The sequence below is a fragment of the Streptomyces sp. NPDC046831 genome, assembly GCF_040645305.1.
Lineage (GTDB): Bacteria > Actinomycetota > Actinomycetes > Streptomycetales > Streptomycetaceae > Streptomyces.
Map to the genome: position 1 here is coordinate 1 of NZ_JBEYXZ010000041.1, position 21,078 is coordinate 21,078.

The 21,078-nt window shown below is 74.3% G+C and carries 24 protein-coding genes; 20 read left to right on the forward strand and 4 right to left on the reverse strand.

The window, feature by feature from the left end; genetic code table 11:
• The first annotated feature begins 410 nt into the window (after positions 1-410).
• The 12 genes from ABZ920_RS26730 to ABZ920_RS26785 all read left to right on the forward strand — a co-directional run bounded on the left by ABZ920_RS26730 (position 411) and on the right by ABZ920_RS26785 (position 7,175).
• Positions 411-1,265 (forward strand): GNAT family N-acetyltransferase, encoded by an 855-nt coding sequence (locus ABZ920_RS26730; protein ID WP_361510012.1) that lies wholly within the window; start codon positions 411-413, stop codon positions 1,263-1,265.
• Between the two features lie 173 nt (positions 1,266-1,438).
• Positions 1,439-2,215 (forward strand): GNAT family N-acetyltransferase, encoded by a 777-nt coding sequence (locus tag ABZ920_RS26735; protein ID WP_361510015.1) that lies wholly within the window; start codon positions 1,439-1,441, stop codon positions 2,213-2,215.
• Positions 2,216-2,300: 85 nt separating this feature from the next.
• Complete coding sequence (locus tag ABZ920_RS26740; RefSeq protein ID WP_361510018.1) at positions 2,301-2,588, forward strand: hypothetical protein; 288 nt, start codon at positions 2,301-2,303, stop codon at positions 2,586-2,588.
• A gap of 528 nt (positions 2,589-3,116) precedes the next feature.
• Complete coding sequence (locus tag ABZ920_RS26745; protein ID WP_361510021.1) at positions 3,117-3,434, forward strand: gas vesicle protein; 318 nt, start codon at positions 3,117-3,119, stop codon at positions 3,432-3,434.
• 36 nt (positions 3,435-3,470) lie between these two features.
• Positions 3,471-4,055: a gas vesicle protein GvpJ gene (gene gvpJ, locus ABZ920_RS26750; protein ID WP_361510024.1), complete on the forward strand. Its 585-nt coding sequence runs from the start codon at positions 3,471-3,473 to the stop codon at positions 4,053-4,055.
• Positions 4,052-4,810 (forward strand): GvpL/GvpF family gas vesicle protein, encoded by a 759-nt coding sequence (locus ABZ920_RS26755; RefSeq protein WP_361510027.1) that lies wholly within the window; start codon positions 4,052-4,054, stop codon positions 4,808-4,810. The genes gvpJ and ABZ920_RS26755 overlap by 4 nt, the downstream gene beginning before the upstream one ends.
• 6 nt (positions 4,811-4,816) lie before the next feature.
• Positions 4,817-5,098, forward strand: a complete 282-nt coding sequence (locus ABZ920_RS26760) for a gas vesicle protein GvpG (RefSeq protein ID WP_361510031.1) — start codon at positions 4,817-4,819, stop codon at positions 5,096-5,098.
• Positions 5,095-5,385, forward strand: a complete 291-nt coding sequence (locus ABZ920_RS26765; protein WP_361510034.1) for a hypothetical protein — start codon at positions 5,095-5,097, stop codon at positions 5,383-5,385. Before ABZ920_RS26760 ends, ABZ920_RS26765 begins: the two co-directional genes overlap by 4 nt.
• Positions 5,382-5,777, forward strand: a complete 396-nt coding sequence (locus ABZ920_RS26770; protein WP_361510036.1) for a gas vesicle protein — start codon at positions 5,382-5,384, stop codon at positions 5,775-5,777. The genes ABZ920_RS26765 and ABZ920_RS26770 overlap by 4 nt, the downstream gene beginning before the upstream one ends.
• A complete protein-coding gene (locus ABZ920_RS26775; RefSeq protein ID WP_361510038.1) occupies positions 5,774-6,640 on the forward strand; it encodes a GvpL/GvpF family gas vesicle protein in 867 nt (288 codons plus the stop codon). Before ABZ920_RS26770 ends, ABZ920_RS26775 begins: the two co-directional genes overlap by 4 nt.
• On the forward strand, positions 6,637-6,885 hold the full coding sequence (locus ABZ920_RS26780; protein WP_361510041.1) for a gas vesicle protein: 249 nt from the start codon (positions 6,637-6,639) through the stop codon (positions 6,883-6,885). The genes ABZ920_RS26775 and ABZ920_RS26780 overlap by 4 nt, the downstream gene beginning before the upstream one ends.
• Complete coding sequence (locus tag ABZ920_RS26785; protein ID WP_361510044.1) at positions 6,882-7,175, forward strand: gas vesicle protein K; 294 nt, start codon at positions 6,882-6,884, stop codon at positions 7,173-7,175. The genes ABZ920_RS26780 and ABZ920_RS26785 overlap by 4 nt, the downstream gene beginning before the upstream one ends.
• Positions 7,176-7,403: 228 nt before the next feature.
• On the opposite strand, the gene ABZ920_RS26790 is transcribed toward ABZ920_RS26785, so the two are convergent.
• Positions 7,404-7,976, reverse strand: coding sequence for a sigma-70 family RNA polymerase sigma factor (locus ABZ920_RS26790; protein WP_361510171.1), 573 nt, complete (start codon positions 7,974-7,976; stop codon positions 7,404-7,406).
• A 468-nt stretch (positions 7,977-8,444) separates the two neighbouring features.
• On the opposite strand from ABZ920_RS26790, the gene ABZ920_RS26795 reads away from it, so the two are divergent.
• Together ABZ920_RS26795 and ABZ920_RS26800 are read left to right on the forward strand one after the other, a co-directional pair.
• Entirely contained in the window at positions 8,445-9,617 is a 1,173-nt protein-coding gene (locus ABZ920_RS26795) for a MerR family transcriptional regulator (RefSeq protein WP_361510047.1), read from the forward strand.
• A gap of 673 nt (positions 9,618-10,290) precedes the next feature.
• A complete protein-coding gene (locus tag ABZ920_RS26800; RefSeq protein ID WP_361510050.1) occupies positions 10,291-11,532 on the forward strand; it encodes an NAD(P)/FAD-dependent oxidoreductase in 1,242 nt (413 codons plus the stop codon).
• Positions 11,533-11,538: 6 nt separating this feature from the next.
• Here ABZ920_RS26800 and ABZ920_RS26805 read toward each other — a convergent pair whose 3' ends face one another.
• Together ABZ920_RS26805 and ABZ920_RS26810 are read right to left on the reverse strand one after the other, a co-directional pair.
• Positions 11,539-12,912 (reverse strand): deoxyribodipyrimidine photo-lyase, encoded by a 1,374-nt coding sequence (locus ABZ920_RS26805; protein WP_361510053.1) that lies wholly within the window; start codon positions 12,910-12,912, stop codon positions 11,539-11,541.
• Positions 12,913-12,985: 73 nt separating this feature from the next.
• Entirely contained in the window at positions 12,986-14,557 is a 1,572-nt protein-coding gene (locus ABZ920_RS26810) for an SDR family oxidoreductase (protein WP_361510056.1), read from the reverse strand.
• 426 nt (positions 14,558-14,983) lie between these two features.
• Here ABZ920_RS26810 and ABZ920_RS26815 point away from each other — a divergent pair, with 426 nt between their 5' ends.
• The 6 genes from ABZ920_RS26815 to ABZ920_RS26840 all read left to right on the forward strand — a co-directional run bounded on the left by ABZ920_RS26815 (position 14,984) and on the right by ABZ920_RS26840 (position 20,488).
• A complete protein-coding gene (locus ABZ920_RS26815) occupies positions 14,984-15,151 on the forward strand; it encodes a hypothetical protein (RefSeq protein WP_361510059.1) in 168 nt (55 codons plus the stop codon).
• 238 nt (positions 15,152-15,389) lie between these two features.
• Positions 15,390-15,746 (forward strand): YciI family protein, encoded by a 357-nt coding sequence (locus tag ABZ920_RS26820; protein ID WP_361510061.1) that lies wholly within the window; start codon positions 15,390-15,392, stop codon positions 15,744-15,746.
• A 369-nt stretch (positions 15,747-16,115) separates the two neighbouring features.
• Complete coding sequence (locus tag ABZ920_RS26825; protein WP_361510064.1) at positions 16,116-16,958, forward strand: phosphotransferase; 843 nt, start codon at positions 16,116-16,118, stop codon at positions 16,956-16,958.
• Between the two features lie 293 nt (positions 16,959-17,251).
• Positions 17,252-18,619 (forward strand): phospholipase, encoded by a 1,368-nt coding sequence (locus tag ABZ920_RS26830; protein WP_361510067.1) that lies wholly within the window; start codon positions 17,252-17,254, stop codon positions 18,617-18,619.
• A 286-nt stretch (positions 18,620-18,905) separates the two neighbouring features.
• Positions 18,906-19,310, forward strand: a complete 405-nt coding sequence (locus ABZ920_RS26835) for a VOC family protein (protein ID WP_361510070.1) — start codon at positions 18,906-18,908, stop codon at positions 19,308-19,310.
• Between the two features lie 107 nt (positions 19,311-19,417).
• Positions 19,418-20,488, forward strand: a complete 1,071-nt coding sequence (locus ABZ920_RS26840) for an adenosine deaminase (RefSeq protein WP_361510073.1) — start codon at positions 19,418-19,420, stop codon at positions 20,486-20,488.
• On the opposite strand, the gene ABZ920_RS26845 is transcribed toward ABZ920_RS26840, so the two are convergent.
• Positions 20,470-20,985, reverse strand: coding sequence for a DinB family protein (locus ABZ920_RS26845; protein ID WP_361510076.1), 516 nt, complete (start codon positions 20,983-20,985; stop codon positions 20,470-20,472). The two genes, ABZ920_RS26840 and ABZ920_RS26845, sit on opposite strands and share 19 nt — an antisense overlap.
• Positions 20,986-21,078 lie beyond the last annotated feature (93 nt).

Here is a 21,078-nt window from a genome sequence, read left to right on the forward strand (position 1 = left end):
GGTGGGGGGGGCCCGCGGGGGGTGGCACGGGGGTTGGGCGTCCGGCCGGCGCGAGCCCGCGCCGGCCGGCTCCACGAGTCCCGGGCCCACGCGACGACGCGTCGCCGCACACCGAGCCGCGGACGCGGCAGTCGTCGCCGTGACCGGTGCTCCCGGCCGGCGCGCCGCACCGCCGCACGATCGCGGCCGGGGTGAACGGGCCGTCACCGCGGTGAAAGGCCCCCGTCACCGCCGAGGCGACCTGCCCGGTCGTGCGGTGGGCCGCGTCGCCCCTGCCGACGGCCGGCCGGCGCGGGCGGCTTGATCCCGTCGTGACGCGCCCGGGCCCCGCCCGCGAGGATGGCCGGGCGCACACCCGCCCCCTGCGCGAGCATGGCGGGGCGCACCCGCCCCCGGAATGGAGTACGCCCATGTCCTCGCCGGCCGCCGAAGAACTCGTCGTCTCGCGGGCCACCCTCGAGGACTGGCCCGTGATCAGCGGTTGGGCGGCGGACGAGGGCTGGAATCCCGGACTGTCCGACGGCCCGGCCTTCTTCGCCCAGGACCCCGAGGGCTTCTTCCTGGGCCGGATCGGTGGCGAGCCCGTCTCGGCGGTCTCCGTGGTCAACTACGGCCCGGCCTTCGCCTTCCTGGGCTGCTACCTGGTCCGCCCGGACATGCGCGGCCGCGGCCACGGACTCGCGACCTGGAAGACCGCCCTGGGCCACGCGGGACACCGCACCATCGGCCTCGACGGCGTCGTGGCCCAGCAGGGCAACTACCGCCGGTCCGGCTTCGAACTCGCCCACCGCACCGTACGGTTCACCGGCCCGGCGCCCGCCGCCGGAGCCGCGCCGGGCGTCCGTCCGGTCCGGCCTGAGGATCGGGACGCCGTCGCCGCCTACGACGCCGCCTGCTTCCCGGCCGACCGTCCCCGGTTCCTGGCCCACTGGCTGACCGCACCGGGACACCACGCCGTCGTACGCCGGGCCGGGCCGCGGATCGCGGGTTACGCCGTCATCCGCCCCGCCCGTGACGGCGCGCGGATCGGCCCGCTGTTCGCCGACACCGCCGAGGACGCCCGTGCCCTCTTCTCCGCGCTGACCGCCCGTGCCGGGGGACGCGACGTCGCCATCGACGTGCCCGAGACCAATGCGGAGGGCATCGCCCTGGCCGAGGAGGCCGGCCTCACACCGTCCTTCGAGACGGCCCGCATGTACACGGGACCGGTGCGGCGTCACGCACGGGAACGGGTCTTCGGGGTGACGACCCTCGAACTCGGTTAGCCGAGACGTACGCCCCGGGACCGGCGGGCGTGACGCACCGAAGCGTGGCTCGGCACGGAACCGTGTCCGCGGGGGCGGCCCCTGCGAACCCGGGCAGGGGCGCACCCCGTCCCGCGGGCGCCCGCCCCGTAATTGTGTTGCGCCCCGGCCGCGCCCTGCGCTGGAGTGACCGCATGGATCACGCCGCGGTGCTCGCCCTCCACGACCGGGACCTGCGCGAAGAAGCCAGGCCGGACGGCCCGGGCGTCCGGGTGGAGCGGGCGGGGCGCGTGGTGCGCCAGGTCGGCTCCGCCGACGACTGGAACGGCGTGCTCTGGTCGGACCTCGACGCCGCCGGGGCGAACGCCGCGATCGCCGAGCAGATCGCTTACTTCGGCGGGCTCGGCCTCTCCTTCGAGTGGAAGCTCTACGGCCACGACCGGCCCGTGGACCTCGGACGGCGGCTCGAGGACGCGGGATTCGTCCCCGCGCCCGAGGAGACGCTCATGATCGCCGAGGCGGGGCAGTTGGTCCTCGACGCCGAACCGCCCGGGGGCGTCCGGTTCCTCACCGTCACCGACAGGGCCGGCGTCGACCTCTGGGTCGACGTGCACGAGAAGGCGTTCGGCGTGGACGGCTCCCCTCTGCGGCACCGGCTGCTCACCCACCTCGCCTCCGATCCTGACACCCTCGTCGCCGTCGTCGCCCTCGCCGGCGACGTCCCGGTGAGCGCGGCCCGCATGGAAATGGTGCCCGGGACGGGCTTCGCCGGTCTGTGGGGCGGCGGTACCGTCGAGGGCTGGCGGGGCCGCGGCATCTACCGGGCCCTGGTCGCCCACCGTGCCCGCCTCGCCGCCGAGCGCGGCTACGGCTACCTCCAGGTCGACGCCTCCTCCCTCAGCCGCCCCGTCCTCGAACGCCTCGGCTTCACCCCACTCACCACGACGACGCCGTACCTGTACGAGATCTAGGGTGCGTATCGAGTCGTGATCGAACTGCCCTGCCGCAGAAGTCGGTGGCGGCCGCCTGCGGCGACTCGGGTGAGATCATCCGTCCATGAGCAGCGATCTGGAAGTCAGTGCTCTGGCGATCAATGTCGCGATCCCGCAGGCGCTCCGCTGGACGGACACTCGACGCGGTGAAGCGTTCACGCTGACCACACTCAACGTCCGGCTCCTGCCCGACGGTCACCTCGCCGTGAAGGCCTATGGCAGGCCAGTCGGTGGCGGCCGGGGCGCATACGTCTCGTTTCCTGTCCCCGATAGGCCCGAACTGGCGGCCCTGGTCTCCGACGCTGCCAGCCGTGCCGGGGCGTTGTGGGCCGCCCATCGCGGACTCGGCTGATCTTGGGGCCCCTATTGAGCCGTGATCAATCCGCGGGAAGCGCGGCGGCGGGGCCCTGACCGTTAGATCTTCTTGCGTGACGCGAGCGCAACTGACGGACCAGAAACGGGAGTTCACCGATCCGTACCTGCCGGCCGGAGAGTACGGCCCGCACCCAGAGCGGCGGGACAGCAGTTCGAGGGCGTGATCCGGCGGTCAGGGTTCATGATCTTGCCAATGTCCGGGCGGACGCCGACGGGTCCTTGGTGGTTCCGCGAGGCGCATACGTGGTGCCGCGTCGGTGGTGAGGCGAACGGCCGGAGGGCCGACAGCGCCGTCCTCGCAGGCGGCTGACGATGCTGTCCCTCTCGGGCCGGTGGCCTCCGGCCGGGTGCTTCGGCGAATCCCGGGCGCGTACCGGGTGGCGTAACCCTCCGCCCAGGGGGCGACACCCGACTGGGGGCCGAACGCCTCCGTGCGGGCGGGGCCGCGGCTCGGATGGGTCAACTGCGGACGCGCCCGCTGATCCCCGAGGCCAGCATGGGCAGCATGACAGAACCTGGCGAGCGGCGGCGCCGTACGGCCGCCACCCCCACGCGCAGGCGTCCGGTGCGCGGTGCGCAGGACGCCGCCCAGTGCGCCGCGGACGGCCTGGCCCAACTCGTCCGGCACCGCCAAGAAGGCGTTTCCGCGGTGTCCAGGAGCGAGGACGACGGCTGGATCGTCAACGTCGACGTGCTGGAACTCGCGCGCATCCCCGACACCACCAGCCTGCTCGCCACCTACGAGGTCGAGGTCGACTCGGCGGGTGAGCTGCTGCAGTACCGCCGGATAGCCCGCTACCGGCGCGGTGCCCAGGATCAGTGACCCGCCCGCCGGTCCGCCTCCGGAAGGACACGCTGCATGATCACCTATGACGACGAGGTCATCTGCACCCCGCGCGCCGGGACCCTCTACGACGTCCTCGAGCTCATCCTCGATCGCGGCATGGTGATCGACGTCTTCGCGCGCGTCTCACTGGTCGGCATCGAGATCCTCAAGGTGGACGCGCGGATCGTGGTCGCCAGCGTCGACACCTACCTGCGCTTCGCCGAGGCCTGCAACCGCCTCGACCTGGAACGCGACGTGCGCTCCAAGACCGTGCCGGAACTCTTCGGCGGCTCGGCCACCCGGTCGGTGGCCAAGGCGGGCGCCAAGCGCACGGCCCGCTCGCTGACCGCGAAGGTGCGGGACTTCCTCAGCCCGGAGGAGGAGGCGGAGGAGGACACCGAGGAGGAGGACGGGGAGGAGGAGCCCGTCCGCAGCCGGCGCGAGCCGGAGCGGGAGCCGCCGCGCCGCCGCCCCGCGGAGGAACGCAGCCGTCCCGCCGGTGCCCGCCCCGGTGAACACGGCCCACACGGCGCACACGGCGCACCAGCAGAACACGGCGAGCACGGAGAAGAGGACCGCCCGCGTCCACGCAAACGCCGCTCCGCCGGAGAGGAATGACCGTGACGGCCACCGCCACCACCCCACCCCAGACCCTGTACGTCTACGGCATCGCTCCCGCCGGCGTCCGGCCCCCGCGCACCCCCGGGGTGGGCGGCGCCCCCGTCCGGCTGCTGACCGAGTCGGGGCTGTCCGCCGCGGTCTCCGACGCGCCCGAGCGGCTCCGCGCACGGCGCCGCGACCTTACGGCTCACCAGGCGGTGCTCGACGAACTCGCGGCGCAGGGTCCCGTCCTCCCCATGCGGTTCGCGGTCGTGAGCCCGGACCCGGCCGGACTGCGGGAACAGCTGCGCGCCGACGGCCGCCGTCTGGCGGCGCAACTCGACACGGTCCGGGGCTGCGTGGAGATGAACGTGAAGGGCACGACCGTGCCCGGCTGCTTCGCCGACCTCGTGCGCCGCGACGACAAGCTGCTCGTCCTGGCCCGCCGGACCCGTCGCCGGCCCGACTACGAGGCCAACGTGCGGCTGGGCGAGGCACTCGCCCGGGGCGTCCGGCGCGAGGCGCAGCGCGCGGCACAGGCGGTCCTGGCCCGCCTGACCCCGCTGGCCGTGCGCGTCGTGCAGGGACCGCTCGACGACGAGCGGGTGCTGAGCGCGTCGTTCCTGGTGCGTGCCCCCGACGAGGACCGGTTCCGGCAGGCGGTCGCCGACCAGGCCCGCGCCCTGGGGGACCGGCTGGCGCTCAGCCTGACCGGGCCGCTGCCCTGCTACAGCTTTGTCGAGACGCGTCCCGTCGCCCGGGCCGGGCGGTGACGGGCCGTGGGTCTCGTGAGCGGACTCCTGCTGCTGCCCCTCGCCCCGCTGCGCGGCACGCTCTGGGTCGCCGACCATCTGGTCCAGGAGGCCGAGCGCCAGACGTGCGACCCGGCGGTGGTGCAGGCCCGCCTGACCGCGCTGAACCGGGCCCTGGACGAGGGCGCCATCGACGAAGTGACCTTCGAGCGGGAGGAGGAGCGGCTGCTCGACCTCCTCGACGACCCCGTCCGCCGGCTGGGCCGCCCGTCGGCGGCCGCGGGCACACCGAAGGGGAGGTACGTATGAGCGACCGCAGGACGGCCCCGGCGGCATTCGCGGCCGTCGGCTGCCTCCGGCGCCTGCGCGGGGCACCGAAGGCGGAGCCGGCTCTTCCCGGCGGCTTCCGTCCCGCCGGACGGCGTCCCGGTGCCCCGCCGCGACGGCCCCCGGCCGGGAGGCCCGGCGGACCGCGGACCTTCCGGCTGCCCGAGCCGCCCAAGCTGCCCGAGCTATCCGAGTCGTCCGAGCTGCCCAAGCTGTCCGGGCTGCCCAAGCTGTTCGAGCTGTCCCAGCCGTCCGGGGGTGGCGGATGACGGACGTCGCCCCCTGGGACGAGACGGCGGTCCCCCCGTCCTACGGACCGGCCGACGGCAGTCTCGCCGACCTCCTCGAACGAGTCCTCGACAAGGGCATCGTGATCGCGGGGGACATCAAGATCGACCTGCTCGACATCGAGCTGCTCACCATCCGTCTGCGTCTGTTCATCGCCTCGGTGGACACCGCCCGGAAGGCGGGCATCGACTGGTGGGAGACGGACCCCGCCCTGTCCTCGCGGGCCGCCAGGGAAGCCCTGGCGGAGGAGAACGCCCAGCTGCGCGCGCAGCTCGACAGTCTGCGGCACGCCGTCACCGACGCCCTGGACGAGACGGAGGACGCCGGCCGCGGAAGCGAGGCCGGGGACGCGGCGCCGGAGCGGGTCCGGTGAACGCGACCCCGGCGGTGCGGCCCCCTCGCGGCGGCCCGGACACGGCGCTGCCCCCCACGCTCACCTACGCGTTCGCGGTGACCCGCACTCCGCCGCCCGCCGGCGTGCTCGCCGCGACCGCCGGCCACGACGGCGGCGGACCGCTGCGTGTCCTGCGCGCGGGAGCCGTGTGGGTGGTCGTCCAGGACGTGCCCGCGCCCGCCTTCGACGAGACCGCGCTCGCGGCCCGGCTCAACCGGCCGGACGAGCTGGAACGCTGTGTCCGCGCGCACCACCGCGGCGTCGGGACGGCCGCGCGGCGGGGAGCCGTCGTCCCGCTGCCGATGGCGACCCTGTATCGCGGCGACGCCAACGCGGTCGAGGCCGTCACCGCCCGGGAAACGGCGCTGTGCGCCCTGCTCGACCGGCTCCGGGACCGCACCGAGTGGGCGGTGAAGGTGCACGCCGCCGAACCCGGCACGGCCTCGCCGGACGCGCCCGGCACCGGGCACGGCGGCGAAGGGGGCGGACGGGCCTACCTCAGCCGGGTCAGCGCCCGCCGCCGCACCCGCCAGGAGGCACAGGAGCGGGCACGGGCCGAGGCGGCCGCCGCCGACCGGGAACTGCGCCGGTACGCCGTCGCCGCGACGAGGCACCGGCCGCAGAGCGAGCAGCTGACGGGCCGGGGCACTCCGCAGCTGCTCAACGCCGCCTATCTGGTCGACGAGGGGGAGCGGGCCGGCTTCATCGGGGCGCTGGACCGGCTCACCGCGGGCCGCGGCCTCGCCCACGTGCGGATCGTCGCCTCGGGACCCTGGATCCCGTACTCCTTCGCCCGGCCGGACGAGGAGTGGAACGACGTCGGAGGGGAGGTCCGCGCATGACCGCACCGGTCCTTCGCGAGCCCGATGGCACGGGGGTGCCGTGGGACGGGCCGCAGCCCTACGCGCCGGCCGGGGTGCCCCTGGTCGACCTGCTCGACCGGGTGCTGGCGACCGGGGTCGTGATCAGCGGCGATCTGGTCCTGGCCGTCGCCGACGTGCCGTTGGTGCGGATCTCCCTGCACGCCCTGCTGGCGTCGGTCAGCGACCGGGTCCCGGCGCCCTGGGCGGACAGTGGGCCGCTGTGACCGGACCGCGCCCCCACACCCTGGACCTGGACCCGGAAGAGGTCGTCGACGACCTGGCCGCGCTGGTGCTGACCGTCGTGGAGCTGCTGCGCCAGCTGATGGAGCGGCAGGCGGTGCGCCGTTTCGACGAGGGGACGCTCACCGCCGAGCAGGAGGACCGTCTCGGCACCGCCCTCATGCTGCTCGACCGGCGGATGGACGAGCTGTGTGCGCAGCACGGGTTGCGCCGCAGCGACCTGAACCTCGACCTCGGTCCGCTCGGCCCCCTCCTGGCCGACCCGGGGCCCTGAGGGCCTGTCCGGTACGGCGGGCACGGTTTCGGCGGCTCGGCGCGGCCGGTCGCCGGCCTGCCTGCTCGCCGCCCGGGCCTGAGTGGTCTTTGGGGCGTCTGGTCTGCCGCGCGGCGCGCTTCTGCGGCGGCCGCGCAGGACGACGCATCGGTGCTGCATCGAATATGAGTGCGGGATGAGCTCGTCCGTGCGACGGCGCGTGCGGTGACGCCGGGACGCCGGCCCGGTTCAGGCCGCGGCACCCGTCGCCGGGTCTGCCCGAAGGCGGCGGCGGAGCTGGTGCAGGCCCCGGCGCGCGTGGCTCTTGACCGTGCCCAGCGGCCAGCCCGTGCGCTCCGCGATCTGCGTCTGGGTCAGGTCCTCATAGAAGGCCAGGCGCAGCACCCGCTGCTGGGCGGCGGGGAGCTGCTCGAGCTCGTGCCGGACGAGCACCCGGTCCAGGGCGGCCTCGGGGCGCCCGGCGGAGGGATCGCGCAGTCCGAGGGCCGATCCGGCGGCCGCGACCAGTTCGCCCCGCCGGGTCCGCGCGGACAGCGCGTCGGCGATCTTGCGCCGGGTGATCCCGACGATCCATCCGGCGAGCGGCCCGCGTTCGGGGCGATAGCCGTGGCGGCCGCGCCACACCCCCAGGAACACCTGCTGGGTGACGTCCTCCGCCTCCCTGGCGTCGCCCAGCGAGCGCCAGGCCAGCGTGTGCACCAGGGCGGACCAGCGGTGGTAGGCGGCGGCGAGGCATGCGTCGTCGCCCGCGACCAGGCCCCGCGCGAGTTCTTCGTCGCCCGGCGGCTCCTCGGCCGGCACCCATCGGGGGGCTTGGTCGTCGCGGACCGGCCGCAGGGATTCGGCGGTGTGTGACCGGCCACCGGACTGGGACGGGACGCCGGCTGTGGACGGAAGGCCGGTGGTGCACGGGAGGTCCGTGGTGGGGGGTAGGTCGGTGGTGGATGCGAGGTCCGTGGTGGGGGGCAGGCCGGTGGTGCACGGGAGCTCCGTGGTCGAGTGCAGGCCGGTGGTGAATGGGAGGTCGGTGGCGGGCGGGAGGTCGGTGGTTGTCGTGGACGGAAGGTCGGTCGCGGTGGCGGTCGGACATGGGGTCATGACGGCGGCTCCTCGCGTCGGGGCGGATCCGCCCCGGCCGCCGGGGGTCCGGCGAACCCCGCCGGTCAGGCGGTGGAGAGCGGTCTCCGGGGCGCGCCCCAGTGACTTCATGCTCCGAGCCGCCGAACCGGTGCGCCAAGTCGCATCGCTTGTGCGTCGTATAGTCGGCGTATGACGGAAACCGATGCGGCGGTGGACGCGCCGGAGGGCCGGCCCGCGCCGGTCCCACCGCCGGCCGGGACCGGTCTGACGACCGGCGCTCTGGCCCGCAGGCTCGGCGTGTCGCCGACCACGCTGCGTTCCTGGGACCGCCGCTACGGCATAGGGCCCGCGGTGCGCGGTGACGGGCGCCACCGCCGCTGGTCGCCGCGGGACGTGGCGATGCTGGAGACGATGTGCCGCCTGACGTCCGCCGGTGTGCCGCCCGCCGAAGCGGCCCGCGCCGCGCAGCGGGGCGCCGTCGGTGAGAGCGCGGCTTCCGAACGCGTCGCCGATCGGCGCGTGGTGCGGGAGGACACGGGGGGCGGGCCCGTTGTCCCGCCGACGGCCTCCGCGCCGTCCGCGGGCGGCAGCGGCTCCGCCCGGCCCGCGTCGAAGCCGCCGGCGCGTGAGCCTGAGGCCGGGCTGGAGCCGTCCGCCCGTCGGCCGTCGCGTGCGGCCGGCACGCTGCCGCTGGGCGACGTACGGCAGGAGTGCCGGGGTCTGGCCCGCGCGGCGGTGCGACTGGACGCTCCCGCCGTCGAGGAGCGACTCACCGCGGCCGTGGAGGAGTACGGCCTCACCGTCGCCTGGCAGGAGGTGATGGTGCCGACCCTGCACGCCGTGGGACGCAAGTGGGCCTCGTCCGGGGACCGTTACGTCGAGGTGGAGCACCTGCTGTCCTGGCACGTCTCCACCGCACTGCGCCGGTTCACCCGGCCCGTCGTCGCTCCCGGCGACCCGTCCGCCCCGGGGCCCGTGCTGCTGGCCTGCGTCCCCGGGGAACAGCACACCCTCCCGCTGGAGGCCCTGAACGCCGGGCTCGGCGAGGCGCGGGTGCCCACGCGCATGTTCGGCGCGGCCGTGCCCGCTGAGGCGCTGGCGGCCGCGGTGCAGCGCATGGGGCCGTCGGCCGTGGTCCTGTGGGCGCAGGCACGCTCCACCGCCAGCCTGCCGCTGGCCCGGCACGTCGCCGCCACGCAGTGGGGGGTCAAGGGCGCACGACGGCAGCCGCTGGTCCTGCTCGGCGGACCCGGGTGGGCCGGGCGGCCGGCTCGGGGCATGCCCCGGCCCAGCGGCCTGCGCGAGGCGCTCGACACGCTCTGCGGTCTGTACCGGGCAGGAGTGACCGGCGAACGGCGGTGAGGCGTACGGCGCCCCGTCGTGGGTGGGTCGGGGCCGCGCCGGGGGGTGTCCGTCCTCGGACCGGCGCGGGCGCTGTCGGTCACCGGCGCACCGGGGGCGACGCGCCGGCCGCTGCGGGCGGACACCCCCCGACACGGCCCCTTCCGCGCGTGGGCGGCCGCGGATGCGGTCGGAGCGGATGCCCTGCGTGGCCGTCTGCCGTCCGGGGCGATTGCCCGCGCGCTTCTGGGGCGGCAGGCGAACGGCGCTCGGACCCGCCAACGCTGCTGGGGCACGTGACGGCGCAGAGGCACGCCGACGCTGGGGGCATGGGGGCATGGGGGCATGGGGGCATGGGGGCATGGGGGCATGTGGGCGTGTGGACGGCGCTGGAGCGCGCCAACGCTGGCGGGGCACGTGGACGCGCCCGCGACGGTCCGACGGTCGGCAGGTACGCCCGCCGGAGTCCTCCGGTGGGCAGCGTAGTCCGGCGTCCCACTCCGTCGGCGCATCCGGGCAGCCGTCGGGAGGGGAAGGAATGAGCGGGGCGTGCGGCACCGCAGCCCGCCCGTGAGAGCAGTCCGAGGGGCGCGCCGGACGGCGCGGCCGCTTCCGCTGACCGGCGCACGGCCCGCACCGAACCGGGGTCCGGACGTGCGTGCCGCGCCGGCCCGACCCGCGAAAGGGTGGTCACGTGCCCGCGACCCCGTCCCCCACGGACGTCCTGGTGATCGGCGCGGGTGTCGCCGGACTCGCCTGTGCCCGGGATCTGCTCGGGGCCGGACTGGACGTACGCGTCCTGGAGGCCTCCGACGGGGTCGGTGGCCGAATGCGCTCCGACCGCGTCGACGGGTTCGTCGTCGACCGGGGCTTCCAGGTCTTCAACACCTCGTACCCGCAGGTCCGGCGGCGTCTGGCGCTGCGGGACCTGCGCCTGCGGCCGTTCACTCCGGGCGCACTGATCCACACCGGCCGCGGTTGGCTTCTCTTCACCGATCCGACCCGCTCCGCGCGCACCCTGCCCGACCTCCTGTCCGGCCGCCTCGCCGGGCCGGGTGACCTGGCGGCCCTGGCGCTGATGTCGGGCCGGGACGTGCTGGCCCCGGCGGCGTGGGTGAAGCGGTCGGAGGACCGCACCACACGGACCGCGCTCGCGGCGGCCGGCTTCTCCGACGCCTTCGTCGAGCGCTTCTTCCGGCCGTTCCTGTCGGGCATCTTCCTGGAGGACCGGCTGGAGACCTCCAGCCGGTTCTTCCACCTCGTGTGGCGCAGCATGCTCCGCGGCACCCTCTGCCTGCCCGCGGACGGCATGGGGGCGGTGCCGCGCGCGCTGGCCGCCGCCCTGCCCGCCGACGCGGTGCGTCTTGAGACGCCGGTCGAACGGCTCACCGACGACGGCGTGGAGACGGCCGCCGGTGACGCTTTGCCCGCCCGGGCCGTGGTGGTGGCCACCGGATCCGGCGCCGCCACCGCTCTGCTGCCCGGCCTGGACGTCCCGCCGAGCCGGGTGGTGACGACGTACTACCACGTCGCCCCCCGGTCGCCACTGCCCGAGCCGACCCTGCTGATCGACGAGCGGCGGCGGGTGCTGAACACCTGCGTCCTCAGCGAGGTCGTGCCCGGCTACGCACCGGCCGGTTCCGCCCTCGTCGCCACCTCGGTGCTCGGCGCGGACGCCGGAGGCCGCGAGGACGCGGTGCGCCGGGCACTGTCGGAGCTGTACGGCGCGGACACCGGCGACTGGGACCTGCTGACGGTCCGTACGATCACCGAGGCGCTGCCCGCGATGCCGCCGCCGCAGTCGCTGCTGCGCACCTCCCGCGTGGCACCCGGCCGCTACGTGTGCGGGGACCACCGGGCCACCGGCTCGGTGCAGGGGGCCATGGCCTCCGGCGCGCGGGCGGCCCGGGAGGTGCTGCGCGACCTCGCGCGGTGATCGGTCTCAGTCGCGGGCGCGGGCCCGCCTGAAGCGGGCCAGCCCGTCGGAGAGGGTCACGATCGGATCCGGGTAGTCGAGCGCGGCCCGCTCCGCGCCCTGGATCTTCCACGGCTCGTGCACCAGGGGGCCGTCGATCCCGGCGAGTTCGGGCACCCAGCGCCGTACGTAGCCGCCGTCCGGGTCGTACCGCTTGGCCTGCGCCAGCGGGTTGAGCACCCGGTTGGGCCGGCTGTCGGTGCCCGTGCCCGCCACCCACTGCCAGTTGAGCTGGTTGTTGGCGAGGTCGCCGTCCACCAGGAGGTCCAGGAAGTGGCGGGCGCCGACGCGCCAGTCGACGTAGAGGGTCTTGGTGAGGAAGCTCGCCGTCAGCAGGCGGCCGCGGTTGTGCATCCAGCCCTCGTGGCGCAGCTGGCGCATCGCCGCGTCCACCACCGGATAGCCGGTACGGCCCTCGCGCCACGCCTCGACGTCCGCCCGGGCGACGCGCGCGGACCGCCAGCGGTCGTGCTTCGTGCGGTAGTCGGCGGAGGCGGCCTGCGGGCGGGCGGCCAGGAGCTGCCGGTGGAAGTCCCGCCACGCCAGCTGCCGGACGAAGGCGTCCGCGCCCGGGCCGCCCGTCCTGCGTGCCCGGTGGACCAGTTCGACGGGGGAGAGGGTGCCGAAGTGCAGGTGCGCGGAGAGGCGGGAGGTGCCGTCCTGGGCCAGGTCGTCGTGGCGGTCCTCGTACGCGGCCACGCCGCCGCGCAGCCAGGCCGCGGCCCGCCTGCGGCCCTCCGCCTCGCCGCCCGCGGCCAGGTCCTCGGACACTCCCGCCGGACCGGAGCGCGAGGGCAGGCTCTCGGAACCGATCCCGTCGGGGACCCGCACCCTGCGGGGCGCGCCGACGGCGTCGCGCAGCCGCGCCGCCGACCACTGCCGGAAGTACGGCGTGAAGACGGCGAAGTGGTCCGAGGAGGCCGGCGCCACCGCCCCGGGCGCCAGGGCCGTGGTCACCGTGTCGTGGACGTGCAGGCGCCGCCCGTCCGCCTCCAGGGCGCGCCGCAGCCGCTCCTCGCGGCGGTGGGCGTAGCCGCTGACGTCGGCCGCCATGTGCACCTCGTCGGCGTCCGCCTCGGCGACCACCCTGCACACCTCCTCGACGACGTCACCGGAGCGCAGGATGAGCCGCCCGCCGCGTTCGCGCAGGCCCGCGTCCAGGTCCCGCAGGCAGTCGGCGAGGAACGCCAGCCGGTTGGGCACGGCGAACCCGGCCCGGTCCACTCCCCGGTCGCGCACGAACAGGGGCACCACCTCGCGTCCGCCCTCCATCGCGGCCCACAGCGGCGGATGGTCGTGCAGACGCAGGTCGGAGGTGAACAGGACGACCGAGACGTTCATGACGCGGCTCCGGGGACAAGACGGTTGGACGGTCAGCTGTTTCCGGCCCGGCTCGCACGGCGGATGCGCGGTGTCAGCGGGCGGGCTCCCGTTCCCTCGTGCGGGTGAGCGGCGCCCTGGCGGCCGCCCGCGCGATGTTGCGGGCCATGCCGCCGAACACGACGGCGTGGAACGGCGACACGGCCCACCAGTAGGTGTGGCCGAGGAGGCCGTGCGGGTGGAACAGGGCGCGCTGGCGGTAGCGCGTACGGCCGCCGTCGTGCGGCGTCGCGCTGCCGGTCCCGTCGTGCTCCACGCACAGCTCCAGCCAGGCCAGGCCCGGCAGGCGCATCTCGGCGCGCAGCCGCAGCAGACGGCCCGGCTCGATCTCCTCGACCCGCCAGAAGTCCAGCGAGTCGCCGACCAGCAGCCGCTGCGCGTCGCGCCGTCCCCGGCGCAGACCCACTCCGCCCACCAGCCGGTCCAGCAGGCCGCGCAGCGACCAGGCGAGTGGGAAGGAGTACCAGCCGTTCTCGCCGCCGATGCCCTCGATGACCTGCCACAGGGCCTCGGGCGGGGCGTCGACCGCCTTTTCGCGCTCGTCCGTGTAGAGGCTGCCGCCCGCCCAGTCGGGGTCGGTGGGCAGGGGATCGCTGGGGGCCCCGGGCACCGAGGCGGACGACCAGCGGGTCGTGACCCGGGCGTCACGGACGCGTTGCAGGGCCAGCCGCACCGACTCGTCAAAGCCCAGCGGGTGCCCCGGGGGGTGGGGCACGTACCGGGCGATGTCGTGCTCGCGGCACACCACCTCGTGCCGCAGCGACTCGGTGAGCGGGCGGGCGATGGACGCGGGCACCGGCGTGACGAGGCCCACCCAGTGACTGGACAGCCCCGGCGTGAGCACGGGGACGGGGAGGATGACCCGGCGCGGCAGGCCCGCCACCGCCGCGTAGCGGACCATCATGTCCCGGTACGTCAGCACCTCCGGCCCGCCGATGTCGAACGTCCGGTTCACCTCGGACGGCATACGGGCGCTGCCGACCAGCAGGCGCAGCACGTCGCGCACGGCGATCGGCTGGATGCGGGTGCGCACCCAGCTCGGGGTGACCATCACGGGCAGGCGCTCGGTGAGGTAGCGCAGCATCTCGAAGGAGGCGGAGCCGGACCCGATGATGACCGCCGCGCGCAGGACGGTGGCCGGCACTCCGCAGCCCAGCAGGATGCGGCCGACCTCGGCCCGGGACCGCAGGTGCGGCGACAGGTCCCGCTCCGGCACGCCCTCGGGGGTCAGTCCGCCGAGGTAGACGATGCGCCGCACCCCCGCCGCCCGGGCCTGCTCGCCGAAGATCCGGGCGGCCCTGCGGTCGGTCTCCTCGAAGTCCTTGCCGGTGCCGAGGGCGTGCACCAGGTAGTACGCGACGTCGACGTCCCGCATCGCCCCGGCGACCGACACGGCGTCGGTGACGTCGCCGCGCACCACCTCCACGTCGCGCTGCCAGGTCTGGTCGCGCAGTCTGCCCGGCGAGCGGGCCAGGCAGCGCACCCGGTGGCCCGCGTCGAGCAGCTCCGGGACCAGCCGGCCGCCGATGTACCCCGTGGCGCCCGTGACCAGGCAGCGCAGTCCGTCCCGCGCCTCCGGCCGCGCGGCGTCCTCCCGTGCGTTCACCGTCCGTCGCCCTCGATCCCTGGGGTTGCCGTCGTCTCCTGTGCTCCTTCCATGCTCGCGCCGTCCGCGGATGCGGCCAGCCGGGCGAGCCGCGCGGGGGCCTTCGGACGTCCAGGCGCCGGCCGCCATCCTCGACGCCGGCGAGCCGATGACTCCGGCCGGCTGCGCGTCCACCTGATGGTGCCCGCCCTGGTGCGCGACATCGGCGCCGTGTCCTGTGGCCGGGGCGCCTGAGCAGGCACCGCGAAGCGGAACGCGCCGGGCGCTGAGGCACCCGGTCCGCCGTGCCGTCGACGCGGCACGGCGGACCGGACCCGCACGGGTTTTCGCGCCCGGTGACATGTTCGGCCCGGCAGGGGGCAGGCGAATTGCACGCAACGCGTGGTCCGCTCACGTCGATGGTCGATTACGGAGGTGTCTGCCGGTATGGACGCGAAGGTGTTGGAGAGTTTTCCCGCGGGGGCGCCGCGCGGATCGTGGCCGGCCGAGGAGTACGCGGCGCAGCGCAGGGCCGAGGGTCAGCAGGCCACCGTGGTCATGGACATCAAGGACGACGCCTTCCTCGTCGTGGTGCCCACGGCCGACAGCGACTGACCGGACCCGCCCGGCGGCGCCCCGTCCCCGGCCCCCGCGTGCGACGCGGGGGCCTTGCCGTCGCGGCGGTGAGGCGCCGGGTGACGGACCGGCGCGCCGCGGACTCCGTGGGGTGCGCGAGCGCCCGCCACCACGCTCGCGGGCCGAATTTCCCGCCGCGTAGGGCGAGGCGTCCCTCCGCGGGCACGTCCTTCGTGTAGGAGGCGAGGGAACCCCCCGCTTCGCCCAGGAGGACGTGATGAAGTACTACCTGCTCAGCGTGATCCAGCCGAGTGAGGGCGAGCCGCCCTCGACCGAGGCCCTCGCCTCCATCAGCCGCAACCTCGACCTCTTCCACAAGGCGCTGCGGGAGGCCGGTGCCTGGGTGTTCGCCGGCGGACTGGACGGCCCCGAGACGGCCACCGTGCTGCGGCCGCGGGACGGGGACGTGGTGACGTCCGACGGCCCGTACGCGGAGGGCAAGGAGTATCTGGGCGGGCTGTGCCTGATCAGGGCTTCCGACGACGAGGCGGCGCTCGACTGGGGGCGCAAGGCCGCCTGGGCCACCACACTGCCCATCGAGGTCCGCCCGTTCGTGCACCCCGCCGAGCACTGACCCCTCGCCCCCGTCAAGAACGTCACGGCGGAGATGGACTGGTCATACCGCTGGATGGAGAAGCGCGAGGTGCGCTACTCGCGGGACGGGGCCTGACCACCGCGCGAAGAGCCCCGACCGCACGGGCGGTCGGGGCTCTTCTCTCCGTCTTCGCGGGACGGGGAGCCTCTACGGCTGTGTTCGATTGTGTGCTCGCCTAGTTCGATGTGCATGATCGGCCGAATAGAACCTCGGGCCTGTGCAGGTCCTGGTTCGGGATGCTTGTCGCCAGGTCGGGGTTTGGCCGCCGAACGATGTTCGTGCAGACATCTGGGGGCATCGCTGCTCTGCCCAGACGTGCAGGGGTGCTCGCCAAAGAGGGAGAACGGTATGGAGTCGTCACAACTCCGCCGCGCAGTCGAGGCAGGACGGGCGGCCGCTTCGAAGCTGGGCCTTCAGGCCGACGATGCGATCGTCATCCACAACTCGGACCGCGTCGCGCTGCGCCTGCTCCCTTGCGATGTTCTGGCTCGGGTCGCACCTTCGGGGCATCTGGCTGATTCCAGGTTCGAAGTAGAGGTTGCTCGCCGTCTGGCCGACGTCGACGCTCCGGTGGCTGAGCTCGAGCCTCGCGTCGAGCCCCGGGTTCATGTGCGTGATGCCTTCGCCATCTCGCTCTGGACCTACTACGAACAGGTGGGATCAGAGGTCGCCCCGGCCGACTACGCAGACGTGCTCATGCGGCACCATGCCGCCCTGCGCCTGATCGATCTGGACGCACCGCATGTCACCGATCGAGTCGCCGTGGCGCTGAGAGTGGTGAACGACCGGGACCAGTCCCCCGAACTGCCCGATTCCGACCGGGAACTCCTCAGCGACACACTCAGCGGACTGAGCACCGCGATCGGCATCGGCGAAGTCGGCGACCAGCTGCTGCATGGCGAGCCACATCCGGGCAACCTCCTGAACACGAGGAGAGGTCCGCTCTTCGTGGACCTCGCCACGTGCTGCCGTGGGCCGGTCGAGTTCGACCTCGCCCATGGGCCCGAAGACGTGGCGAAGCACTACGCGGGTGCTGACCAAGACCTGATTCACCGGTGTCGCGCCCTGAACTGGGCGATGTTCTCTTCCTGGCGCTGGCGCCGGGACGACCACATGCCTGACCGGGGCCACTGGAGAGTGGCCGGCCTCAACCAGGTTCGTACCGCGCTCGATCGCTGCGGAATGGGCTGAACCCGAGCCGGAGGGGCTGCTAAGCGGCTTCGACCCGCTGCGCCGTGTGCGGCATCCACTCACGGTGCAGCGGTCGAACCCGGACGGCTTGAGAGGACATCTCATCCCCTCGCCCCGGCGCCCACGTCAACGACCCCCCAAACACACGGTGACGCGAGGCCCTCCTGCCGGAAGACCGTTTGAAACGGCAGGCCGCAACCGGCCGTTGACCGATACGCGCCCTCTCCCGCTGATGCCCCCTCGTGGGCCATGGTGTCATGCACCTGACTATCGGACCACGAAGGGCACACCGCATGCGCACCCCCCACGCCCTCCTCGCCACGGCCGCCGCGCTGGCCGCCTCCGTCGTGGCACCCTCTTCGGCCGGCGCCGCGACGGCCGTTCCGGCGGCCGGAGCCTACTACCTGCAGAGCGCGACGACCGGCCTCAACGCGGCCGCCGTCCAGGGCACCGTGGAACAGCACCGCCCCAAGGGTGACGAGGACCACCAGCGCTGGACCCTCCGGGCGAGCGGTTCGTCATACGTCCTGGAGAGCGCCGACACGGCGGGGAGTTGCCTCGGCCACGCGGGCGACCAGGCCCGCACCGTCGCCTGCGGCGCCCCCGACGCGGCCTGGGAGATCCGCCCGTCCGGATCCGACGGCTACACGCTCGCCGTCCCGGGAACCGACCGCCACCTGACCGTCGCCGCCAAGCCCTCCGGCGGCAACTACCCCGCACAACTGGCCGTCGGCGCCGGGGGCGCGCTCGCCACCTGGTACCTGACCCCGGTGACGCCGGCGACGTCCCCCATGCCGCCGGCGGACCAGCGCACCCTCGACCAGGTCACGTTCCTCACCACCCACAACTCCTACGCCAACGGCGTCGACGGCGGCTTCGCCCCGCCGTTCGTCAACCTCGCCCCGAACCAGGCGCGCGGCATCGACGAGCAACTCGCCGAGGGGGTACGGGGCTTCATGCTGGACCTGCACCAGACCCCGGACGGCGCGATCCTCTGCCACAACAGCTGCACCCTGGTCAGCCGTCCGGTCGCGCTGTGGGTCGACCTCCAGCGGATCGTGGCCTTCCTGAAGGCGCACCCGGACCAGTTCGTCACCGTCTTCCTGGAGGACTACGTCGACCCGGGCGTCCTGCGGGCCGAACTCTCGCGAGTCGACGGCCTGTCGGACGTGCTCTACCGCCCCGACCTCACCGGGGTGCGGCAGAACGGCTGGCCGAGGCTCGCCGACCTCACCGCCGGCGGCCGGCGCCTGCTGGTCTTCACCGACCACAGCCGCTCCGCCGACGAGGCGGCCGGTCTCACCCGGGACAGCTTCGGCGTCATGTACCAGCGGGAGTGGACGGTGGAGAACCACTGGTCGATGGGCTCGGGTCTCGGCTCCTCCGACTGGTCGTGCTACAGCCGCTGGTACGACGCGGGCACGAACATCCCGCTGACGCGCACCGAGCCCGGCTTCCGCCCGCTGTTCGTGATGAACCACTTCCGCGACGTCACGGTCTCCGCCACCGCGCGGACCGACAACGGCAAACTCGCCGACCGGGCCGAGCGGTTCTGCCGCCCCGCGGCCCGCAAGAAGCCGAACTTCCTCGCCGTGGACCGGTACGACCTCGGTGACCCGGCGTCCGCCGTCGCCGAGCTGAACACCTACACCTATCCCTGAGGCACCCGAGCGCGCCGTGCGGAGCGGCACGGGGGCTCATTGCACGAGGCCGGCCGTACCCAGGTCGCCCCTCGGGCCGGCGGTGCGCCGGTGCCCTCCTGGTCTGCCTCCGAGCCGGCCGGCCCGCACCGCTTCCGGCACCCGTCCCCTCATGACCGTCCGTGCCCGCCGGCCGGTCACCCGCCGGCCCTCCCGCCTCCGATTGGCGTACGGAAGGTTTTACGTATAACCTCACCCGGCGATCATCCGACAATCACCCGACGACCGCCCGTCCCGAAAGGTCCCGATGAGACGCATCGCCCTGGTCACCCTCGTCGTCGACGACTACGACGAGGCGATCCGCTTCTACACCGAGGCGCTCGGCTTCCGGCTCGTCGAGGACGCCCCGCGCCCCGACGGCTCCCGCTGGGTCGTCGTCGAGCCGGGCCCGCACGGCAAGGACGCCGGAGCCGGCCCCGGGCTGCTGCTCGCCCGCGCCAAGGACGACGCCCAGCACGCCCGCGTCGGCGACCAGACCGGTGGACGCGTCGGCTTCTTCCTGCACACCGACGACTTCGCCCGTGACCACGCCCGGATGCGCGCCGCGGGCGTGACCTTCCTGGAGGAGCCGCGCGAGGAGCCGTACGGGACGGTCGCCGTCTTCCAGGACCTGTACGGCAACCGGTGGGACCTGCTCCAGCCCGCCGGCTGACCGAGGCCGGTCCCCCCGCTGCCCCCGCAACCGCGCCGGCCGCACGCAGGGCCGCCCGCCCCGCCGACCACCCGCACCGAGACCCGTCTGCCGAGGAACACCCGCTCATGACCGCGCCCCGCACCGACACCGACGCCCTCCGCCGGCTCCCCAAGGCCGTGCTGCACGACCACCTCGACGGCGGCCTGCGCCCCGCCACGGTCGTCGAACTCGCGGAGGCGGTCGGCCACCGGCTGCCCACCACCGACCCGGACGAGCTCGCCGCCTGGTACTACGACGCCGCCAACTCCGGCGACCTCGTGCGCTACATCGCCACCTTCGAGCACACCCTCGCCGTGATGCAGAGCCGCGAGGGCCTGCTGCGCACCGCCGAGGAGTACGTCCTCGACCTCGCCGCGGACGGCGTCGTCTACGGCGAGGTGCGCTACGCCCCGGAGCTGATGCTGCAGGGCGGCCTGAGCCTGGACGAGGTCGTCGAGACCGTCCAGGAGGGCCTGGCCGCCGGAATGGCGAAGGCGGCCGCCGCCGGCACCCCGGTCCGGGTCGGCACGCTGCTGTGCGGCATGCGGATGTTCGACCGCAGCCGCGAGATCGCCGACCTCGTGGTGGCCCACCGCGACTCCGGCGTCGTCGGCTTCGACATCGCCGGCGCCGAGGACGGCTTCCCGCCCGCCGACCACCTGGCCGCCTTCGAGCACCTGCGCCGCGAGAACGTCCCGTTCACCATCCACGCCGGCGAGGCGCACGGCCTGCCCAGCATCCACCAGGCCCTCCAGGTGTGCGGGGCCCAGCGCATCGGGCACGGCGTGCGCATCGCCGACGACATCGTGGACGGCAAGCTGGGCCGGCTGGCCGGCTGGGTGCGCGACCGCCGCGTCGCCCTGGAGATGTGCCCCACCTCCAACCTGCAGACCGGCGCCGCCACCTCCATCGCCGAGCACCCCATCACGGCCCTGAAGGACCTCGGCTTCCGGGTCACCCTCAACACCGACAACCGGCTGGTGTCCGGCACGACGATGACCCGCGAGATGTCCCTGCTGGTGGAGCAGGCCGGCTGGACGGTGGCGGACCTGCGCACGGTCACGGTGAACGCCGTCAAGAGCGCCTTCATCCCGTTCGACGAGCGCAACGCCCTGCTGCGCGACGTCGTCCTGCCGGGCTACGAGGCCGCGCTCTGAAGGAGCCCCCTGACGTAGGCGGCCTGTCCGGCGTGCTGAAGATCGTCGGACAGGACGCTGACCAGCCGCACCCCGAGGGTGACCGGCGGGTCCCACCGCTCGTCGACGACGCGTTCCAGGTCCTTGGCGGTCAGGCCGCGCAGGGCACTGAGGGTCTGCTCGTGCACCGCGTCGTAGTAGCCGGTGAGCAGATCGGCGGAGTCGACCCGCACCTTCGCGACCTTGGCGGCGGTGTGCCCGTAGCCGGTGTCGTGGCGGTTCAGGCCCAGCCCGAAGCGCTTCTCCCAGCCCTGGGCCAGCCACACCTGGTCGAGGCCGAAGGCGTCGGCGACGTGGTCGTCCTGGACCCGGGTGAGGTGCCAGACCAGCCAGCAGACGGAGTTGGCGTCGTCGGCCGGGCGCTCGTTGAGCTCCTCGGGTGACAGGTCGTCGACCGCGGCGTGGACTTCTTCCCGGATGCGGCCGTAGCCGTCGATGAGGATGTCCTTCGCGTGCATGCGTCCACCATGGCGCATCGCCGGCCGTCCCGCGACGGTGACGCACGCGTGCACCACCGGTGCTGCCGGCCCCGGTGCCGGCCTCGTACGGCG